Genomic DNA, 21,149 nt, shown 5'->3' with positions numbered 1-21,149 from the left:
GTTACGATATGTGTTCTTTTTATGCAAGTGTTGAATGTGTTAGCATAGATTGATCCCCTGAAGGCTATGTTAACAGTAGTAGGAGATCTAAACCATAAAGGAAGTATAATTTTAGCAGCCTCCCCTGCTTTAAAGATAAGATATGTGATTAGCAATGTTAGTCGTGTTGCTTTAAAATAAAGTTTGACCAAAAATTCCTCACAAGCCTGCATCAAAAAGAATCCATTTTGAAAAAAGCTTGATAATGGATTCTTATCCCAAATTTAAGCACTTGAGGATTCTGTAGCTAAATTATCAATCATTGATAGAACATCATTATCTGCTTCAAGTACATTGCTTCTAATATCTTCTAGATCTAGTACTTGAGATACATCTGGAGTATCATCTGTATCAATATTATCTTCTAAGGAAAATGTTATAGTTTCATCATCGGCATTATCACCAACAGAAGTTACTTTATTACCATCAACTTCAAATGTGTAACGTGAGATAATGTCAGCATCAACCGCTTCACCTAAAATGGTTGGTCTTTACTTCCAATATGGGTCTTAGCAATCGTAATAGGAATCATCATTCCTTTTCTTTCTCAGGAGTATATATTTGCTAGGTTCGTTCTACTTTTCAACAATTGAAACATCAACAGCCAACGGGGATAATTAATCCCTTACAACTTATTTACTAATATGAACCAGTAGGTTAAAGCAAAAATATCAATTAAAAAGAAAAGCACCTTATCTTTAGTCTGCGCAAATGTTGCGTACACAGAAATAAAACCCTGCGAGTATTTTAGACTCACAGGGTTTTAATCAGTCATTTGACATATAGCAGGAAAGTGACTGGCACCTTTTCTATATTAATGATATTTAATCAATTATTCTACGTTTCAGTTAAAGCATCAAGACCATTAGTATTAGCATCCTCAATGTATCTTGAGATTACTTCTACCGTGTACTCTTCACCAGAAGTTAGATCAGAGATTGTAAGTGAAGTAAATCCAGACTCATCATCTGCATCACTATTACTGAATTCAGTGTTGTCAGAAGCACCACCACTGAAGTCTAATGGTACGATTGTGCCGTCTTCATCTCTGATGATAATATCAGATGCCAATTCAGCAGTAGATGTTGCGTTAACTTCTTCAGAGAAAGATAGTGTTAAGTCAGTAGCAGTTTCTGATGTTACAGATACTGAAGGATTAATAGCATCAGTTACATTTGTAGCAACTGCACCAGTGTTATCAAATGTGTTTGAGTCAGTTAGTGAACCATTAGCTACATAACGACTCATGCTATCAACAATTGCATCGTCAGAAATAGTAACAAGGTCTAAACTATTGTAACCATCACTTTCATCAGTATCGCCTGTACCATCTGCCTTAAGGTCAGTGTTAAGTGATAATGTAGCTTTCTTCATATCATCACTGAATGTTACACCTGCTACCAAGATTTCTTGAGCTACATCAGTACCAGATGCTCTTTCAACAAATCTAATTTGGTTAGCTTTAATTGATTTGAATGCAGTATTACTAGAGATTACAACAGTACGCTTTCCAGTTACTTCAGCTGATGTTAATGTTAGTGAACTTGCATCAAATTCGTTAACTGTTTTAGCTGAATTGATGTCAGAAGCAACTAGTGTGTTACCTGCATCGTCATTTACACCTAATACTTTTAAGTCATAGTTTGTAGCTGTTAAATCAGCAGGTGTGAAGTCCTGACTATTTACAACTAGTTTAGTTGTAGATAGTGTGCTCTCAGTTGATGGAACATTTACTGTAACAAAAGTACCATCTGCAGATAACGTTGCTTCAGCACCAGTTACATTACTTAGAATGATATCTGTTCCAGTTCCGTTATTAAGAATGTAGTTGTCTAAGTCTGTTGCAGTTTCAGCGTCCATTTTATCATTAAATGGAACTTTCAATTCTAATGCAGTATATTCACTGTCATCATTTGTTTTAAGTTCACCAGTTAATTCAGAGTTAACAATTCCTGGTGCTTTAGTATCTTCAAATGTCACTGCAAATGTATCTCCACTTGCAAAGTTTGAACGGATAGAAGTATCGCTTACTACGTCATCTAGTAATTTTAATGTATAATTACCATCTAAGTCAGCTTTAGAATTTGGAGATAAAATATATCCATTTTCTACATCAGGATCTGCTGAAGCTGAGATATCACCAGTTGCACGTACTTTAGTATCGTTACTATCGTATAGTTCAAAAGCGTTTGTTACTGCTGTAGAATCAACAGGCTCTGAGAATTGTACATAAACATTTCCATTCTCTACTTTTGTAACAGATGCAGTAGGTTCATCTGTATCATTTGGTGCAACAAATTCATATGATAATGCGTCTTCAACATCATTACCCTCTAGATCTGTAACACCTTTATAAGTGATTTCAGTATTAACAATAGCACCTGCGTCTAATGCAGTAACAAGGTCTAAATCAAATGTTGTGCTATTAACCTTGGTTACTGAGCTGATTTGAGTAGCACTTTGACCAGCTGCTTTAACTGTAAAGTCATTTGAAGAAGTTGCAATTGACGATTCAACAACTGGTTCACTGAATACTACTCTAACAGTACCAGGAGCTCTTAATTCTGCAGAAGAGATATAAGGAGCTTCTGAATCTTCAGCAACATCAATTCCTAATTCCTTCTCAGAAACTGGGAATGTACCATAGTCTTTAATTGTATCTTTAACAACTAATATATGTGCTCCAACATCCATACTGCTTGATAAATTTAATGTGATCTTATTATCTTCAGGATGGTTTGTTAAGTCAGCGAACAGGTCAACACCATCAAGTTCAAATACGTCTGACCAAACTTTTTGCTCTTCAGTCAAATCAACTGGTTCACTGAAGTAAACATCAATAGTTTTAGAAGAAGTTGCTGTAGCGCTCACTACTTCTGGAGCCTTAACATCTGTTACTGTAACTACTTCTTCATATTCAACTGCATCACCATCAGTGTTTTCTACGCCGTCTACAGTTACCGTAACTTTGTCATGCTGGTTGAAGCTAGCTGAGTTTTTAACTAATGTAATTGTTTCACCGTCTTCTGATAGGTAGTTAGTAGTCGCTACATCATTACCTGAAGCATCAGTTGCTGTAACATTATCAATTGTATCTTCATTAATCTCTTGATTGAAAGTTACCTGTATTGATTTCAAGTTATTCGCACTTTCCCTGTCAACAACAAAAATCAAAAAACGGCTCAACCCTATCATATCAAGGTTTAAGCCGCTTCGAAAGATTATGTAAACTTATGTAAACTAATGTTAAAGTACATTATACGCTATAACTATAACAACAAAATATTCATCATTTAACTATGTAAAAAGGAACTGAAAATACAACTAAAAAGTTTATATAAAAACAGAAATGAATAAGTTCTTGTATTTTCAGAAGGCGTTTGATTAAATTCAATTAAAACGTCTTGTTATTGACTAACTTTTATTACTGGATTTTCTTTAAATAAATTTATACCTATAATCAGGAATATTTATCGGGATTTGAATCATTTTGCTGCAACGTTTTTTCTAACTTTAACATCTCAAAATATCCATGAGACTCTACTTCTCTAGAAACAACACTTGAAAAGTCACGCCATTCAGGTTCCTTAGAATCATCATACTCAATGACTGTAACTCCAGACTGTTGAATCCAAAGTCGGATACTCAAATAAAAACCATTATTAAAAATGTCTTCATAATAGATCGTTGTATTGTAAGTGCCGAAATAATAATCTGTTTCATCCTTCTTTCCAACTCTTATAACAAATGGAATTGAACCGCCCTCTGGTATACTAATTGAATTACTTCCAACTCTAAAGTTTTCAAGATCATCCCCATCAGTCTGAAAAGACAGAACATGGACATTTTTTGCTGGTCCTTTGCCAATATTTTTTATGCCAAAGTGGACCAGAGCAGTTGCACCTAACTCCTCTGAAATAGGATATTCAAAATTACACGAAAACAAATTATCATCGCTATTAAACTTATCAATTCTACTTGGGTTCAATAGAGGTTTCACTGATGCTTTTTTAGTTGTTATGTTTTCCCTTAAAGTTACTATTGCGACTATTACAGAACTAAATGTAATAATTAGAGATAAAATATAAAATAGTTCTTGAGACATTAGTTACTTTCCTCTCTCTAACATTTTACTAATTTCAAATCTATGAAAAATATTCTGAAGTCATATCTATATATTACCATAAGTATCCATTTAATAAGATGTAAGTTACCCAAGAATATACCCAAAACACAAAAGATTTCCTCAATATCATTTTCGTATCATATATGTTTCTTATACTCAAAAATTTCGCTATTATTGGTTTAATTAGTGCTTAATTATATTTATTAGGGAACTTTTCTTTTCCTAATAGCCATAAGTATTTGTCAATATCCTTCAAGTTGTATGGTTCAAGCTTATAAAATGCTCTAAATTCTAAAAGAATGTTTTTAAACTCTTTATATTTTTTAAATCATCGTTTTTGAAATGATAGAACTTGTCTACATTCCTGAAATAACGAAGAACTTTATCAACATAGCTATTGTAAATAGGAAATTCAAGAGGTTTATGGTGGCTGCAGTATTTGGTAGCAAAAGAATAAAAGTTCTTTACTTTTCCATTATCCATTTGTACTCTAGCAACTTTGTCTACAAGCGTTACATCCCCTTTATAAAGTCTATCGTCGATACTCAAATAAACGATGTGTTTTGCAACATTGAATGGTGAGAATATATTGGTACTGTAAAAGTCATTTAAAACAGATACTTTTATTAGTACATCATTAATGTCATCATTCTTTGGATAAGTTCTTAAAAATAATTTTTCAAGGGCACTTTCCTGTACGGAAGAATGCTCTAAATTGTCCCAGACATGTAAATACTTTTTGATCTCTGTATGAGAAGGGGGAAGAATATCTTCGGCGGCTATTGGTGTATATACTCTTTTCGTTTCTGTTTCTTTCTCGATTATTTCTCTAGAAACTTGACGCGTGTGTGTTATAATTAGCTAATTCACTCTCTATATATAATGTTACGCTTCCATATGTTTTATCTATAAAATCTTTTAATATTTTCATAGATCTCATATATACGGAAGAATTACTGGAAGGATTTTTCACTTTATGTACGTTTGTAAAATAATCTACTAGTAGTTCTCGGCAAAGGTTCATTGACTTTTCACTATTAAGAGCTTCCCATAAACTAATTCCAATATCGTATCTATTGAGATAAAATGCATCACTTACAATGACACTTTTATCTTTAAGATGACTAAACTTTTTATTTAAATACTCTTTAAATTCAGTTTTTAATGCATTCACCTTTACCTCATTCACTTGGCTAACAATATCCCGCTCTATAAGTATCCCTCTCTAAATAAACTGTATTACTCTAATGTAATTATAAATCTTTCCAATAGTATATCAACTATATATTCCCATACAAATTGAGTTATCCTAATAAAAGAATCGGTTTTAGTATTTCATCAACTTCAACCAGCAACGTTTCACAATTGAATATATGATTTTTATTTTGAATTAAGATAAGGTAATGTCTTTTCTAAGTATTCCTGCCAGTAATTTTCATCACCTTCTATATCATGAATCCAATAATACATCATCAAAATCTCAAACTCTTGTTTTCTCCCCTTGGTATATGACCTCTTTGGCATTTTTCTATAAAGGGAATCCAGGTTAAATAAATTATTTTTTTTAATATCGTAATCATATTTCCTATAGTTAGTATTACTCTTTCTCCTATGAGAAGCTGGCCACAAATGGTCATTTTCCCAAAAAAAATTCACCCAATGGAACGCGAATTTATTTAAATTAACCTGATACTTTTTCCAAGTTCGTTGGATCCATTCACTTATTTCATCAGAAATAAAAAAATCATCATTTTCCATTCCTTTTTGACTCATTACTCGGTGATAATCCTTTATAAATAAAAATAACATTTCAGTTTGGTCTTTTATAAAAGGTAGCTTTTTGATTAATTTTGAATAGCAGTCGTATGACAATGACCTGAACTCTTTATCAGAGCTATATAAATAAAAAAATTCATCTGCTTTTAAAATATTTCCTATGTTTTTATTTATTTGTTTGCCATACTTTGAATAAATATCAGTCAACCACTCAATTATTTCAGGGTCATAATCCTTAAGTTGTTTCGGTACTTTTCCAGTTTTTCATCTTTTAATGCAGTTTTTTCTTCAGCCTCTGTAATGTTTAAATAGTTATTAAAGTATTCGAAAACATAATTAACACACAATCTCATATTTTCATTTCGTTCTTCTACATTAAATTCATCTATCTTGTCTTCTTTTTTTCTTCGCGCAACATATTCTTCAATTGTAAGCAATTTTATCACCTCATTTTGCCAATGGTTATTTTTTATTAAATCCATTGTTTCAGTAATTCATTTAATAAATAAAACTTCTAATAATTATACAATGAAATTATCCCCTCAAGATTTTGTATAAAAAATATACTTGCTCTCAAGGGGATATATTTATCCTCTATATTTTGAATACCAACCAGGTTTTCGTTTAGTAGATCGACTTCCACTTTGTGCAAAGGTAAATTGAATATTCTTTCGTGCGAGTTCACTCATTAATGGTTTCAGTTCACTTCCACCAATAACCCAAAGACTTCCTCCTTTTTCCCTTTGATCAATTACGTATAAACCTTTATTTACCAAAAAATTATAAAGGGAATCATCATTAGAATTATTATCTGTTGTTTGGTGTGAACTTTCATTTTCTACATCAATAATATCTTCAAATAAATTAATTTGTTGGTGGAATTCTTCCATAGATGAATCAAATAACTCCGATTGAACCCCAACATTTGTTCTACACTTGTTATCTTTCTCTATATTAGCATCATTATCTTTACTTAATAGTGACGACTGTTTTCTTTTATCCTCTTGCATTTTGGCCACTTTTAAAGTTGATGTCTGTCTCTGAGTATTGTTATTGTTTTTTAATGTTGAAGTTGAATATACAGGGTCTATTCCCATGTTAGTAAGCTCTTTCCAAAGACTTTCCATCGCCTTTATCCGGTCAAAATAAAACTCTCTTCCTCTAATTCTCCAGAATTTCCAGCCTGCTCTTTCTAATGACTCCTGACATTGCATATCTTCTTCAAACTTTTCAGGTCCATGCCATTTTTCACCATCGCATTCAACAGCTAATCTGTCACGTAACCCCTCTATTACAAGGTCAATTCTATATCGACCAACTTCAACTTGTGGTGTTACACGATAACCTCTAGCGAGAATCATGCGAAGAACATCAATTTCAAAAGGAGAATCACATTTCTCCTCTAAGTTTTCAATTTCTTCATTAATTCTAGTTGGATTTTTGCAGTAACTTAATAAACGATAACGTAAATCAGATGAACTTAACTCTTCTAAGTCGACTGAATGATAAAGCCTCATTTGATTTTTAGCACGACTTGCTGCAACATTAAATCTTTGTTTTTCTGACGGCTTAGTTAAAGCTCTGAAATTACGATTTGGCGCAACTACCATCGAGAGAAAGATGATATCTCTTTCGTCACCTTGGAGAGTATAAGGATTCCCACAAATTACTTTTCTGTTTACAAATTCCTTGTCTCCTATTTTTTCTCTTATCTTTGTTTCAAGAAGTTTATGCTGCTTTTGCCCTTGTAAAGTTATAACCCCAAATGTTTGATCTGCGTACTTTGGATTATCTACCATCTCAACCATGTCTGATACAATTGAATCAACTTCAGCAACATTTAAATCTTTATCCTTTTCATCATTGTATCCATCTTGGACCTTGATTGCAGTTACTGGCGGATCTATTTTCTCTTCTTCTAATGGTAGCCGTAGTGGTATCATTTCACCACCATAACTAAGGTCATTGGAAAATTGAATAATTTCGGGTACGCATCTGAAATGTTCTCTCAACATTAGCTTTCCTTCTTTTGGGAATGTCTGTTCTGCAATTTCATATAATGAGATATTCCCATCAAACAAGTTGGCATTTGGAATGCCTTTTAAATGACGACGTACCAACTCATATACATCTTCAAGATTTGTTCCAATTGCTTGAGGGCTAATTTGTTCGTCATCCCCTACTACAATTGTCTTCTTTCCACGTAATAAAACATTAATAGAGAATAAATCACATTGACTGCTTTCGTCAAAGATAATGACATCAAACTTTTCATTTGCTACTGGGAAATTCTCTAAAACTTGATTTACAGGCATGATCCAAACAGGAATAGCGCTTTGAGCTGTTTTCATTTCTTCTCTTGCACCCTGAAGATGAACATGAGCATATTTCCCTCCACCTTTACCAAAACGTTTTATATACGTTTTCCAAGCGGATAAAGCCCTTTTCTCCTCATTAGTAATTCTCTCCACTTGGTTCTTCCAAGTAGATGCACTAACAATTTCACGAATTAGCCTTTTTTGCTTTTTGTGCTCTTCTTCAATTTGTTTCTTTAAAAGAGTAATGTTCATATCTTTCGTTTCATCTAACCAAGTTTGTAGTTTTCTTAATTCAAAAGCATCCTCATGTTGTTCAGGTAAATCCACCTGTTCTCCAACTATCATTTCTATAGATTTACTAGTGAAAGGTAGCAATTTTGCTATTTTTTCAAGTAATTCATAAAATCTATATACAACCTCTTTTGCTTGATGTAAGTTTTGAAGATGATTTAACAATTTTCCCCATTCTGATGTATCTTTCTTTTCATAAGCATAGATTAAATCTTGGAGAATTGGATGCACATTTTCTTTTGAATTCAACTCTTTTAGGTATTGAAGTTCATTCACAAAGTTCTCATTCCAATTTTCAAACTCTAGGTGTTTGATGGCATTTTCAACTTCAACTATTAATTGTTTATTCACGTCTGTTGAGTAATAATCAACATTATTAAATTTATATGGTTTTAACTTCTCAGTTAATGCATCGATAGCATCTACAGCTTTTGTTATTAGTTTAAGTTCATATAATCGTTCTTCCAAAAGATGAGGAAACCTTTTCTCTGTTTCTTCAATAATCGAGTGTCCGATTTCGTCCATGTTTCCATTGAATACACGAGCTGTTTCATTCTTTAATTCTTCATACTCAATATATTCGTTTATTGGGATTACATCTTCAGAGCTTTTTAATGGCTTGTCATTTAAGACAGGATCCTCAAATAGATACTTAGCTTGCTTTCCTTTAAAGAGGTTAAAGACTAGATTAGGTTTTTTACCACTATCTAACCTTTCTTTTGCAATTTTTAAATCTTCTTTTACTAATGAAAAGTATTTATCAGGTAAACTAATCTTGTGTGTAACAAGGTTATTATAAAGTCCAAATAGTTTTTGCTTTGAAGACTCCATATCATTTAATAAATTCCGCCACCGTTCTTCACGAATTCCTCCAGCTTTACAGTCTTCAATAATTGCATCATAGCTCTTGTTATTTAAGATTGCAGCCATACCTAAAATTCCCCTAATGTCAGCTAAAAGGGATTTTAGAAAGTTCTCATCTTTTGGAAGGTCGTATTTTAAAAACACTTCCTGACCAATCTTATTAAACTGTAGTAAATCATTACCATTTTCTATGAACGAACTGAATGACACTTTATTTTTTATATGAGTATCTACGTCAGGCAGCATTTGATCTTTTAGAGGTAAGTATTCTACTCTTAATTCTCCCCTAATTTTCCAGAGTTCTTTGAACTCAGTTTCATTTAATGGGAAATTCTCTTTCATATCAATATCATCATGTAACCAAGAATAATCAATTTTCGATTCTGCTAAACGTTTTGCAACATCATATTTATATAGTTTTTCTCCTTTATAATGAAGTTCATCACCCTCTTTTTCTGCATAATCTTTAAGTTGATTTTTCAACTGTGCTTCTGTTCGTTTACTTTTATCTAGGTATTCTTTATTCCGTTGAATTTCAACTTGTAGATTTTGAACATCTAGCTCGCCTAATTTTTCCCCTATCGAACGAATAGATTGTTCTATCTCTTGAAGAGATTCTCTGCCTCCACCCAAAACAGGAACACATAAATCTCTGATTTCTTTTGGGATTTTATTTTTTAAGACTTTTAAAGGGCTTTCTTTTTGACTTGTAATCAAAACTTTTTTACCTTCTGATAAAAAATGAGACACTAAATTTGCTATTGTATGTGTCTTACCAGTTCCAGGTGGTCCTTGAACAGTAACTCCATGATGACGTTCGATTCTGTTAATAATCTCTTTTTGTTGTTCATTTGATTCCAAAGGAAAATACAAACTGTTATCCGCTACAACGGTTTTATTCTCACTTAATTTATTTTCGTCTCTTTGTTTAGATTTGATTTCATCTCCGACTATCGCAGATACGGTATCCGTCAGTTCTAAGTAACCGTCTGAAATACCAGAAATAATTTGCTGTAGATCTTCTCTTAGCACTCTTACATTTTTACTTCTTAATGAGAACAAAGAAAAATTATATATTATAGGATCCTCATTTGTTTTAATTGTTTTTGGTTCATCTACGAACTTCCCGTTTGCATCAAGTAAATGAATAAATTGAGTATAGAAATCAGTTAGATCTTCATTAATATCCCTAGAATCAAGATTTCTAAAGAGCTTATAAAATTGATTTATATTTGGTAAGTGAACTCCTGTGAATATTTCCCGTTCGATCTTTATTGTTTTATCCACTAGCCTAGCTGAAATAACCCCTTTTTCGGCATTTAGATCAAGTTCCAATTTAGAGGTTAAAAGTGGTGATCGTATTGATCCTACCTTTGCATCTGGATGTTGCCAACACAAAAGTCCACTTCCTAAAATAAATTCTAGTGACTCCCCTTCCTTTTCTAATCTAGAAATTAGTTCAAAGAATTCTTCATATATTTTTAGTACTTGTTTTTTTTCCTTTAAAAACTCAGACCATTTGCTCCATTCAGAGATCCACCCTGTATAATTTGATTTTCGCTCTTCACTATCTAAAAAATATTCTGTTACTTCGTCTTCATCATTTATGAATAACTTTTCTTTAATAAAAGATGGCTTAGAGTTTTCATTCAAGAAATTAAAATCAATCCACTCTTTAATCAAATCAGGTGGTCTTGGAGGTTGTTTATCCTTTTCAGTTATATTTGGCCTATGTATTTCAAAAATACTTTCTTCATTATGGCAATCTTCGTATAAATAACAACCGTTTAAATCAGCAAACTCTTCAATATGCCAATTCTTTTCGAATTCTCTATAATCTCTAGTTACTTTTCCAACCAGATTATTTAATTCGAGTAAATACTCAAAAAAGTTTTTGGCCTTTTCAATAGCAAAGTTTGTTTCCAAATCGAACACCTCTCTTGTTATCTATACATTATTTTACATTTATTAATCTTCATTTTAAAGAGTATGTACTCAATAATCCTAATATTATGGGAAGTTAGTTTAAGTTCTACTGCCTGATTTTGAAAATGTGCTTACTTTTATTCTTTTGTCATTTATAAAGCAAGTAATCCAATTTAAAAAACCCGCTCCTATTGTCAAATTAACTGGTTGTGCGTGGGGAGAAAAAATAAAATAACATATGATATAGCAGTACAATTCGTACTGCTATATTTGTTGCAATATCAATATTTTTGCTGATTTAGTATAGAAATTAACACATAAAATCGTGTACGTATGTCGATAGTGAAAGGGGCTGAATAGCATGTTATAGCTGGTATAACAACAACTAAAAGGAAGTCAGAATTAGCTTGCTAATTTCCCATCTGAAAGACTCGCTATTCTAAGTCTCAATTGAACCAGTTAATTGTCAAAAAGGAGCGGGTTTCTAGAGACCTGGTAGCTATTATGTACATTAAAACTGTGCTTTAGTATAGAATTGAATGCTTGTGAAAAAAACATCAAAGTAAAGTAGACTGTTTAAATTTTTAAGTACACAAGATAGGAACAGCGTTATTTAAAAGGCACATAATTTAATCACCCAATCATTACATCTTGCAGTATAAGCATAGCTGGTGTAGTTATTTGTATTGTAGTTTTATTCCACTTTTAACAATGCTTTTAAGAGTAAAATTTGGATATTGATAGTTAAGAAATTCCCGAGCTTCTTCACGACTACTAAACTGAAACCAGCCTCCATCTTGTTTTTCTTTTCCTACTCCTTTTAATGCTGTTTCTTTTAGACTTTTAGTAAATCTACATTGCGAATGTGTAGCTTCGTAGGCTTATCGGCATTAAGCCAAATAGTCATTTTTATCTCTCCCTTCTTTCCAATTTTGTTTGAGTTTACCAGGGGATTTTGATTACTATTAAAGGCCTTTTAAAAGCCTGAGTTGGGGGTACCTCCTAAAACATATAAGATCTCTATAATATTTAATTAAGTCTAAAGTATGTTACTCCTCCCTTAACATAATATTTTCTGTTAAATATTGTTTATGGATTTTCTGGCTTTTTAATGCTAAATAAGACGATTACTTAATGTAATCGTCTTAAATTAAATACAAAACTGTCTATCTATCACACAGTTTCATTGTACTGTGCAGCTATTTACATTGACTATATAATACATCTATCATTTTCTTCATTACACGATGTTGATTTTAACTTCTCTTTTAGCTACAACATTATTACTTCTCAATATTTTTACAGTCATTGAATGAGTTCCTTTATAGCTAGTTCCTTCCCAGTGGTAGTTCCCCTCATAACTTTGATATTTTGTTGAATGTGATATGTCATTTTTGTCTTGTGCCTCATCACCGTTGTTGTTTACTTCCCATAATATTTCATAAGGTACAGGGACATTATGAATAGCTTCAAAATGCAAATTACAGTGTTTGGGATTCAGTCTTTCTTTTCTTCGGTTAGTTATATAGTTGATTCTGCTTGTCTTACTATTATTATATAATACATATCTTACTTCTAAACGATAAGTTTCTGGATATTGTGTTCTTTCGGTAAACATTTCATTTGTAGCAGATTTAGAAATCTCTTCAGGTGTCCAGTAATCATGTTTTAAAAATTTTTTCCATGCTTTTTTACCTTTTTCGATTGTACAATCACTTTCAAACAAAACGTCTAAGTGAATGAGTTTCTCTTCTATATAATTTTTTAATCTTGTTACTTTCTTTTTGTGGTTTTCTTTTGGTGTCAGGGAAAGAGAAGGATCAGTTGGATTGTTAACATTGTTGGACAACATTATTCGATTTTTTATAGCGACTAACGTATCATAGTAAGATTTGTCATCCCTTTTAGAATTGGGAACATAGCATTCATCTACTAACGTGGTTAATATTATTCCTCCTGGTAAACTCCAATTACTTCGAGAGCGACAAAACATTTTTAGCAGTCGTATAATTCTTCTCATTTGATTTTTCTTTACAACAACTCCTTCATCATCTTCTTTAGGACTATCCTCTCTAATTTGTTGATTAAAATAATCTCTAATCTCTTTGGGGTGTCTGGAGTTCCAAGAAGGTCCTGCATGCTCAAAAACAAATTCTTCATCTTCTTCATTTTCTTTGTATTTTCTGTACACAGCAAAGTCAATATGATAGCCAGCTTGATATTGTACTCTTACGGCATTCTTTCCGGTAGTTGGAGGTACAACAAAATTTGTACACTTCCTCCTTAATGCATCTTCCACTAACTTCCTACAATCCAATGCTGAAGAGGGGATGTTATCTTTATCAAATATTACCGCAACATCGATATCATAGTCATTCTCATCATTTTGAGTAACTGTGTGCATAGCCATACTTCCTTGGACTACATCATCCACTAATGCGTAATTTTTCTTTTTTTCGTCATTAATTGCACTTAATCCACTTTTGAGATTCTTGATATTTGTACCTTTTAAGTCTCTTAATTTATTTGCTTCATCTTCAGATAACTTGACCTCGTAATCATGAAAGTCTTTCATTTCATTGTGTAGATTTAACATTTATACTCCCCCTTGGTGTTCAATATAAGAACTAAGCTTACTTACTTCTGTCTCTTTATGAACCTTTAATGACCACGGATAATTAATAGGGTTTTTACTCTCAAAGTTGTAAATGAATACTACTTTATCATTCCTTGTTAATGAACTTCCGATATTAAAAACTAGGGAGGTTTGAGCAGAAATAAAGACATTTACTCTTGTTAATTTTGGATAAAGTTCATAAAGTTCATCTAATAGCGATCGAAATTGTTCCTTATACTCACTTAACTGGGTTGAACACTTAATTGCATGTCTTTTACATTTTACAAGTTTTAAATGGTAGATATCGTTGTGTTCAGTAGTACTGCCCTTTAATTGACTTTTTTTGATTTCTGCTGTAAGGGATATCAATATATTAACATCAGTGGCCTCATACTTATCAGAGTTTAAATCTCTCACTAATTGTAACTTGGCATAGTCACCATTTTCGGGTAATTCATTCCACTTGAGTTTATGTTCATCCCATTCCGAGAAAATAAAATTTCTTTTATCAGAAACCTGATAACCTAATAAGAATACGAAAGGTATATGTGCCAATCCTTCATATTGTGATTTTGGTTGGTCCCATCTTTCGACTACATATAAATAATCTCCAATTGCTTCCTTTTGTTTAACAAGGTTGTTTTTGATCCAAGTTAACTTAGATTCTGACAATTTAGGTCTCTGATCTAAAATTACATAAGATACATCTTTAGGGTTTAGTGAAGTTTTGTTTTTCTCAGAAGAATCAATAGAGAATTGTTTTAGTATAACTTTGGATTGAAAGCCAAGGCCTTTCTCACGCTGGGTCATTTGCCTATTTATCCAATATAAGGAGAACAATATAAGAGCTAAGGAGACTAAAATGGATATAATATTGATATAAGTACCGGTGTTCTCAATTTCAGGAAATAAGAAGTGAGCTAAATAAGGAAACCAGTCAAACCCGGGAATAATAGAGACACCAACACCAAGGATCACTAATGGAGTTTTATTATAAGCTTTATTCTTCAAATAAATTTTTACATAAGGGTAAGCTTTGTACTTTATAAAACGCTTAAACTGCAATATTTTTCCTCCTAATCTATTATTACTACAATATTCAATGGTAATATTTTACCATATTAAGATAATCAATCGTAAACATATTTTGCAAGATTCTAGTTTACGAGTATTAAGATTGTATCAAACTTTTAAACACTTGCATAAACTCTCGCAAAACTCACCAAAATGTGATATTGAATAGGAGCAACCATAGTATGTATTAATGTACTTAATTAAATGGGCAATGTGTTGAACTATTCACCAATAAAGAAATGGATACTTTACTTTTTAAAATAAAAATGATTCAATCATAAAAGAAAAAAATTCGCCAAAGCTTACGGATCTCCATGTAAATGTTGTTTATTCATATTTTATTGCAAAGTCTTCTATAAATGAAGATCTTTGTTACGTAGTATAGGTCTACTACGTAATATAAGAGTTTCTCCACAATCGCGCATTCTGGCTAGAATACTGTATAACATTTAAAAAAGACCACTTTACTAATATGGTCTACTGATAGTTTTTAACTATTATTACTCAATTAATCATCTAGAATATCACGAGCTTATCTTGTTTTTTCAATTGAATTGTACTTTCATTATGTAAATATATTCCTTAGATGGGCCCCATCTAAACTTTTATACAATATCCATTCTACCGAATTTTTCTACTAAAACCAGGAGCGGGTTTTATATTTATGAATATGGAGGTCAGCTAATTCATTAACTACTGTTTCATGACAGAATTTATTAGCTTTAAAAAATATAAGAATTGTATTAGACATGTAAGAACATATGTGCTAGAATTACATTAAAAGATTGAACGATAATTATCAACTTTTCTACTTCTTATCAAAATTTGAACGATAAATTATGTCAACTTCCTCTAATCTTCAATTTACGCCCTTCACTATATATTATGTTAACTAGATAAAACGTGAACAGAACAATAACTTATTTGCCTACTTCCTGTAATAATTATTATAAGGAAGTTGTTGCTTCCCCACTTGACGATAATTAATTGGGCCGTCCGGATAACTTCCGTTGTCGTCACGATAACTTCATGGGTCGGGATTTAATTGCTTGGTGCGTCCAAATAACAAAAAACTCTGGAGGTCGTTACCCATGCATTTTCAGCAAGCAATGGATGAATTTCTCTTGTATTTGAAAATTGAACAAAATTATTCAGATCATACACTTCGTAGTTATGAATATGATCTCACCGTATTTCATCAATTTTTAGAACGTCACAAGCGTTCTAACGATTTACAGGATCTCAACCGATCCGTCGTGAGACGATTTATCCAGGATCAGATGGCCGGTGGCAAAATGAAACCGCGAACCATGCAGCGGCGCATTTCCAGCTTAAAGTCCTTTTGTAACTACTGTTTAAAGGAACGTATGATCGACACGAACTTTATGGCCGGAGTCAAAGCACCAAAATCGGAGACGAAGCTCCCTGTCTACATGAATATGGAAGAATTAAAACAGCTGTTTACTTCCCTGGAGCAAACTGAACACCCCCTTTCACTTCGGAGTGAATCCATGTTTAAGTTGCTTGCCACCACTGGGATGAGACGGCAAGAAATCATCGATCTTACTTGGGAACAACTTGACTTCTATAACGAAACCATTCGTATTTATGGGAAAGGAAAAAAGGAGCGCCTCCTCCCCCTCCATTCGGTTGTTGTTCCTGTTTTGAAGCGTTATAAAGCTTCTTTGTGAGAATATCAAACCTATCCATCGGAGCCCGTGTTCTTAAATTAGCATGGAAAAAAGCTCAATTCAAAAGGCGTTCATTATATCTTTAAAGAGGTCTTGAAAAAAGCCGGCCTCCCTCCTGCTCGGTTTACGTTACATCATTTAAGGCATACTTTTGCCACGTTATTCTTGCAGCAAGTAAAAACGGAGACCAATGATAAACAAGGAAATATTGCGTATTTACCGAAAGAAAAAGTCGATTTGAAAACCCTGCAGGAGTTGTTAAGGCATGAATCATTAGCAACCACACAGGTATATACCCATATTGACTTTGAATCGAAAAAGCGTGCTATTGATTCGTTTCGATTGGATTAGGAAAAATCAGAAAGCTACCGATACTTGGTAGCTTTCTGTCTGTTCTACTACTCTACTACATCTCAACCATATTCATTGCTGCAAGTTTTTGTGCTAGCTGCGGATTGGTTTTCATGAGTGCCACAAAATCCTGCATCGTAATCTTCGCTTGATCGATAGCTAGTTGCTGATTTTCGTTCTTAAATTTTTGTTTCTCACTCACCACCCTCCTTATGAAAAGGATACTCCTTCTTGAAGAATGCTACCTGTTACTTTAAGTGCAGCAATTCACAAAAATATTACATGATTAGATAAACATTTTAATAATCAGTCTAAAATATTACCTATTGGGCTCCTGCAAGTCCCAATTAGAATACCCTTATGATTAATGATTTTTTTCAGATTCCCAATAGCATTTCCTTGATAAACTTTTTCCATAATATTTTCTATTTTTTCGCTTTCTTGTTTACTTACTTCTTGCTTCATAAGAATTTTTTGAAACCATTGACTAATTTCTGTCGGTGAAACATTCCCAGCAATGGAAGAAAGGCGATCATATCCATGTAATACTTTTTCTTCTAAACCTACTTCTCCACCAGCATAAAAATAAAAATCATTTCTATACATACTGTTTTTTATTCGTTCAACTTTTTCTTTGTTCCCAGCATCTTTTATTCCAACCACTAAGTCTATCTTACTTAATTGAATAATACTCTTCTCTGATAAATCAAATCCAGTTCTTTTTGGATTGTTATATAAAATTGTAGATTTATTACTAATATCCATAATCTTTTTTGTATAAACGAATGCTTCTTCTTGTGTCGGTATAACATACGGTGGATACCCAAGCATGATACCTGATATTTTTGTGTGACGAATCTTTTCAGCTAATTCCTCTGCTTCTTTCTGTCTAACTGAAGCCACCCCAAATATAATTTCCATATTACTAATGAGTTCTTCTTCCAATTCTAAACCGTTTATTATTTCAATTTTCTCTTGGAGCTTTAGACTATGCTGTTCTCCTGTAGTTCCAGAGACAAGAACAGATTTTACTCCTTGTTTATACAGGTCTCTTATATGGCTTATGGTTCCTTGAATATTTAAAGATTCATCTTCAAAAAAAGCTGTTGGCACAGCAATATGAACTTTTTCTGTTAGCATTATGTTATCCCCTTTATCCTTTTTATCTACTTAAACTAAACTGCCAGTTAGCTCAATATCTCCCCATTCAATAATAACATAATATTCCAATTTTTTATTCAAAAAAGAAAAGACAATCATTGATTGCCTTTTTAAAATCTAGCTCTCTACTGATAGACTAGGACTACCTTTCGCTTTTTGAACAACTAAGTTACGTTCATCTCCTTTTTTTCAATGGAAAGAAGAACGACAACCTACAACCCTCACAATATTCAGTTACAACTCTACTCAAGCATTCTTTATCAATATATGACCCATCATAAACATTCCGACGGATTGATTATATATCTACTGAAAGTGGGTCAGCCCCCATCGGCTTAGTTGTTTTTAAAGAAAAATCCATATTTAACATGATTTATTTGTTCAAACATTTTGTTTGTAGTTGCATAAATTGTTACTACATAACACAAAAGGAGAGATATAATATGGATATAAATGAAATATTAGAAAATAGTGGCATCGAAGTTGAGGACCAAATCGTAGTCCTTTTGCGAAGTGGTCATACAATAGAAGGTACGCTTGTCACTGTAGTTGATGATGATGATTTAATGAGAGTTGTTACAACAGGCTTTGAAGATGTTCCTAAAGGTACACTTTTAACTATCTTAGAAGATGAAATAATAAGTATAGGGCACCCAACCGAGAATGGGTAAAGAAGCTTATGGACACAGAAGAAAGTTTTTCCTTGAAATCAAGCTATACCCGCAGATGTAGAAGCTGATGTGATTAGTACATCTGAAACTGTTACAATAAGCGAAATCTTAATTCACCCAACGATACAAGTTATTTAATGGATGCAGACATTAATGAAATGATTGTTCGTCCCAATGTATAGATAACTACCCAAACCCAAAACGTTGGATTAAATATTGTATATGTCGTAATCACAGAAACAATAAAGACTAAGAACGGTATGATATAAATTTTTCTAAAAATAAAATTACTAGACTATAAGTAAAAGTGGGTGTCCCAATATCTGCGCTTGGGACACCCACTTTTTTCTCATATTCATACCCTTTATTCCGGTTCACTTGCATTATACTCGTTATAAACGAGTCTCGTGACTTTTGAAGATTCGCCTTTTCGAATCTCTTATTTGTTGCATCTTTTCTATAGGAATCTTCTTCATCAAGGCTGTCGGGGCCGCATTCTTTTCTGTTAAAGCTCGTCTTTGTTTATCCATTATTAGCTCCTTCCATGTGTATTGATGTGGTAGAAGGTATCTGAGCTTTTACACTAATGATCGCATCTTTCTTCTTCATCTATGTTATTAGCCTTTTCAGCTGAAACCATTTTTTATATATACATTTTTAGTTTTTTTACTCATTTGACAATAAGTCAGCTCTAAGGATTCCTCATTGAAACGGAATAAAAGGATATCCGATATACTGGATATTTAATGTCCCGTCCTCATAGCTTGTTGGTCCTATGTTTCCGACAATCGTAATTGGATTCTGATTTGAATTTGAATGATGGTCGTTAAAAAGCGGTTTTTGTAAAATGATGATCAACAGTAGGTAAAGCAGTAATAAGATAATCTGAATAGGATCGATCACAACAATTCCCCCAGGTAATTTTATAATTCAGTATATGCCCTGGAGATTTTACTGTTTCTTAATTTACCAGAAACCTACTCTTCAGCGCTTTTTATATACTCAAATTACTAGAGTGACTTGTTAACGACTTTCACATTCTCTTTTAAAATATTGGCTGAATTTAAAAATTGTTTTTTACTTTTTCGTTCAAATCAAGATCTATGATATCACTAACACCTTCTCTATCGAGGATTGCTGGAACACCAATATAGACATCCTCTGTACCGTAGTGACCTTTTATCAAACAAGAAACGGTTAATATGGAGGATTCATTATTTAGAATCGCTTCGGTTAAACGAACTACCCCCATGGCAATTTCGTAATATGTGGCACCTTTTCTATTGATGATGTGATACGCAGCATCTCTTACATTTTCAAATATATTTTGTAAATCTTCCTCAAACTTATCGCGGTTATTTGTCACACTTTCAGAGAACTGATAAATGGATTGAGCTCCTACACAAGCAAGGAAATTCAGAATCGCCATGTTCTCCTAATATATACGCATGTACATTTCTTGTATCTACATTAAAATAATCCCCTAACATATAACGCAATCGCGCACTATCCAAAATCGTCCCTGAACCTATAACTTTATTGTTTGGTAGGCCGGGAAAATTCCACGTTGCATAAGTTAAAACATCTATTTCTACTTTTTTATTAGGTTGTGCTGCACATTTGTAAGCATAACTGCTCTTTAACGCAATAGGAGCTGCCGCATTCGACAGCCCCTTGTTCAGCTATTGCACCCATTAGTTAAATTTTACAGCACTTTTATAATAATAAAGAAAACTTAGAGCTATTATTAAAAGAGCTGTTCCGCCGATAATATATACTGCATCAAAGTAATGAGACCTTCCAGTTAATACCCAAACTTGATAAGGGATAAATATAATTGCTGAAATTACTAAAATTCCCCATAACATCGAAATGCATTTTGTTTAGCCTCTTTTAAAGCAGAAGGCTTTTTATGATATTTAATCATAGAAATTCTTCTCAAGGAGAATAACAAAACAAAAAAAGCAACAATAAGTAATAGATAGTTCATGTGATGTACCTCCTCGTAGTTATAAATTATTCTTAAATCGCATCCTTCATTATTTGCTTCATTAACACAATAAGGGCTAAATCCAGATAAGCACCCGTTAGCTTCACAACAAATCTTTTGCTTTTTCAATCCATTCCTTTATATCTTCTTCGTTATGTAGATAGGTTTTGGGTGAATCTAAAATATCAATTCCACTAATTATCTGTAACATTTCCCAAACATTTTTGTCATCAACCTTTGGTTCGTCAGCCATA

General features: G+C 32.7%; 17 protein-coding genes and 1 pseudogene. 3 read left to right on the top strand and 15 right to left on the bottom strand.

Annotation, left to right across the window (positions count from 1 at the left end):
- Positions 1-876: 876 nt before the first annotated feature.
- From GHD00_RS07780 to GHD00_RS07750, 8 genes are all read right to left on the bottom strand, one after another.
- Entirely contained in the window at positions 877-3,213 is a 2,337-nt protein-coding gene (locus GHD00_RS07780; protein WP_163537592.1) for an Ig-like domain-containing protein, read from the bottom strand.
- Positions 3,214-3,499: 286 nt separating this feature from the next.
- A complete protein-coding gene (locus tag GHD00_RS07775; protein WP_163537591.1) occupies positions 3,500-4,144 on the bottom strand; it encodes a hypothetical protein in 645 nt (214 codons plus the stop codon).
- A gap of 850 nt (positions 4,145-4,994) precedes the next feature.
- On the bottom strand, positions 4,995-5,339 hold the full coding sequence (locus GHD00_RS07770) for a hypothetical protein (RefSeq protein ID WP_163537590.1): 345 nt from the start codon (positions 5,337-5,339) through the stop codon (positions 4,995-4,997).
- A gap of 206 nt (positions 5,340-5,545) precedes the next feature.
- Positions 5,546-6,148 carry a hypothetical protein gene (locus GHD00_RS07765; RefSeq protein WP_346427627.1) on the bottom strand — a complete coding sequence of 201 codons (603 nt, stop codon included), beginning with the start codon at positions 6,146-6,148 and terminating at the stop codon, positions 5,546-5,548.
- Between the two features lie 8 nt (positions 6,149-6,156).
- Entirely contained in the window at positions 6,157-6,378 is a 222-nt protein-coding gene (locus tag GHD00_RS21375) for a hypothetical protein (protein WP_346427626.1), read from the bottom strand.
- Positions 6,379-6,528: 150 nt separating this feature from the next.
- Positions 6,529-11,340, bottom strand: coding sequence for an AAA domain-containing protein (locus GHD00_RS07760; protein ID WP_163537589.1), 4,812 nt, complete (start codon positions 11,338-11,340; stop codon positions 6,529-6,531).
- 1,240 nt (positions 11,341-12,580) lie between these two features.
- On the bottom strand, positions 12,581-13,936 hold the full coding sequence (locus tag GHD00_RS07755; protein ID WP_163537588.1) for a nucleotide-binding domain-containing protein: 1,356 nt from the start codon (positions 13,934-13,936) through the stop codon (positions 12,581-12,583).
- Positions 13,937-15,022, bottom strand: coding sequence for an SAVED domain-containing protein (locus GHD00_RS07750; RefSeq protein WP_163537587.1), 1,086 nt, complete (start codon positions 15,020-15,022; stop codon positions 13,937-13,939).
- A gap of 1,100 nt (positions 15,023-16,122) precedes the next feature.
- Here GHD00_RS07750 and GHD00_RS21060 point away from each other — a divergent pair.
- Together GHD00_RS21060 and GHD00_RS21055 are read left to right on the top strand one after the other, a co-directional pair.
- Positions 16,123-16,722, top strand: a complete 600-nt coding sequence (locus GHD00_RS21060) for a site-specific integrase (RefSeq protein WP_240468642.1) — start codon at positions 16,123-16,125, stop codon at positions 16,720-16,722.
- A 93-nt stretch (positions 16,723-16,815) separates the two neighbouring features.
- A complete protein-coding gene (locus tag GHD00_RS21055; protein WP_240468641.1) occupies positions 16,816-17,073 on the top strand; it encodes a site-specific integrase in 258 nt (85 codons plus the stop codon).
- Positions 17,074-17,128: 55 nt separating this feature from the next.
- On the opposite strand, the gene GHD00_RS07740 is transcribed toward GHD00_RS21055, so the two are convergent.
- Positions 17,129-17,275, bottom strand: coding sequence for a hypothetical protein (locus GHD00_RS07740; RefSeq protein WP_163537586.1), 147 nt, complete (start codon positions 17,273-17,275; stop codon positions 17,129-17,131).
- 104 nt (positions 17,276-17,379) lie between these two features.
- Positions 17,380-18,213 carry a dihydrodipicolinate synthase family protein gene (locus GHD00_RS07735; RefSeq protein ID WP_163537585.1) on the bottom strand — a complete coding sequence of 278 codons (834 nt, stop codon included), beginning with the start codon at positions 18,211-18,213 and terminating at the stop codon, positions 17,380-17,382.
- Between the two features lie 464 nt (positions 18,214-18,677).
- Between GHD00_RS07735 and GHD00_RS07730 the strand changes: the two genes are divergently transcribed.
- Entirely contained in the window at positions 18,678-18,905 is a 228-nt protein-coding gene (locus tag GHD00_RS07730; protein ID WP_163537584.1) for a hypothetical protein, read from the top strand.
- A 130-nt stretch (positions 18,906-19,035) separates the two neighbouring features.
- On the opposite strand, the gene GHD00_RS21425 is transcribed toward GHD00_RS07730, so the two are convergent.
- The 5 genes and pseudogenes from GHD00_RS21425 to GHD00_RS07705 form a co-directional block, all read right to left on the bottom strand.
- Positions 19,036-19,176 carry a DUF2651 family protein gene (locus GHD00_RS21425; protein ID WP_481810382.1) on the bottom strand — a complete coding sequence of 47 codons (141 nt, stop codon included), beginning with the start codon at positions 19,174-19,176 and terminating at the stop codon, positions 19,036-19,038.
- Positions 19,177-19,297: 121 nt separating this feature from the next.
- Positions 19,298-19,435, bottom strand: coding sequence for a hypothetical protein (locus GHD00_RS07720; protein ID WP_163537583.1), 138 nt, complete (start codon positions 19,433-19,435; stop codon positions 19,298-19,300).
- 172 nt (positions 19,436-19,607) lie between these two features.
- Complete coding sequence (locus GHD00_RS07715) at positions 19,608-19,808, bottom strand: hypothetical protein (RefSeq protein WP_163537582.1); 201 nt, start codon at positions 19,806-19,808, stop codon at positions 19,608-19,610.
- Positions 19,809-19,915: 107 nt separating this feature from the next.
- A pseudogene (locus GHD00_RS21420) lies at positions 19,916-20,494 on the bottom strand (L-lactate dehydrogenase); the annotation flags it as partial.
- A gap of 260 nt (positions 20,495-20,754) precedes the next feature.
- The gene (locus GHD00_RS07705; protein WP_163537581.1) at positions 20,755-20,895 is read right to left on the bottom strand and encodes a hypothetical protein; all 141 of its coding nucleotides are present in this window, start codon (positions 20,893-20,895) and stop codon (positions 20,755-20,757) included.
- Between the last annotated feature and the right edge of the window lie 254 nt (positions 20,896-21,149).

The organism is Gracilibacillus sp. YIM 98692 (assembly GCF_010993965.1).
Classification (GTDB): Bacteria; Bacillota; Bacilli; order Bacillales; family Amphibacillaceae; genus Gracilibacillus.
Note: the sequence above shows the minus strand (reverse complement) of the source record. Positions and strands in the feature narration are given on the sequence as shown.

Coding starts and splice junctions, on each gene's coding strand:
- GHD00_RS07730 (WP_163537584.1), top strand. CDS start 18,678: ATGGATATAAATGAAATATTAGAAAATAGTGGCATCGAAGTTGAGGAC.
- GHD00_RS07735 (WP_163537585.1), bottom strand. CDS start 18,213: ATGCTAACAGAAAAAGTTCATATTGCTGTGCCAACAGCTTTTTTTGAA.
- GHD00_RS07720 (WP_163537583.1), bottom strand. CDS start 19,435: ATGGATAAACAAAGACGAGCTTTAACAGAAAAGAATGCGGCCCCGACA.
- GHD00_RS07775 (WP_163537591.1), bottom strand. CDS start 4,144: ATGTCTCAAGAACTATTTTATATTTTATCTCTAATTATTACATTTAGT.
- GHD00_RS21060 (WP_240468642.1), top strand. CDS start 16,123: ATGCATTTTCAGCAAGCAATGGATGAATTTCTCTTGTATTTGAAAATT.
- GHD00_RS07755 (WP_163537588.1), bottom strand. CDS start 13,936: ATGTTAAATCTACACAATGAAATGAAAGACTTTCATGATTACGAGGTC.
- GHD00_RS07705 (WP_163537581.1), bottom strand. CDS start 20,895: ATGAACTATCTATTACTTATTGTTGCTTTTTTTGTTTTGTTATTCTCC.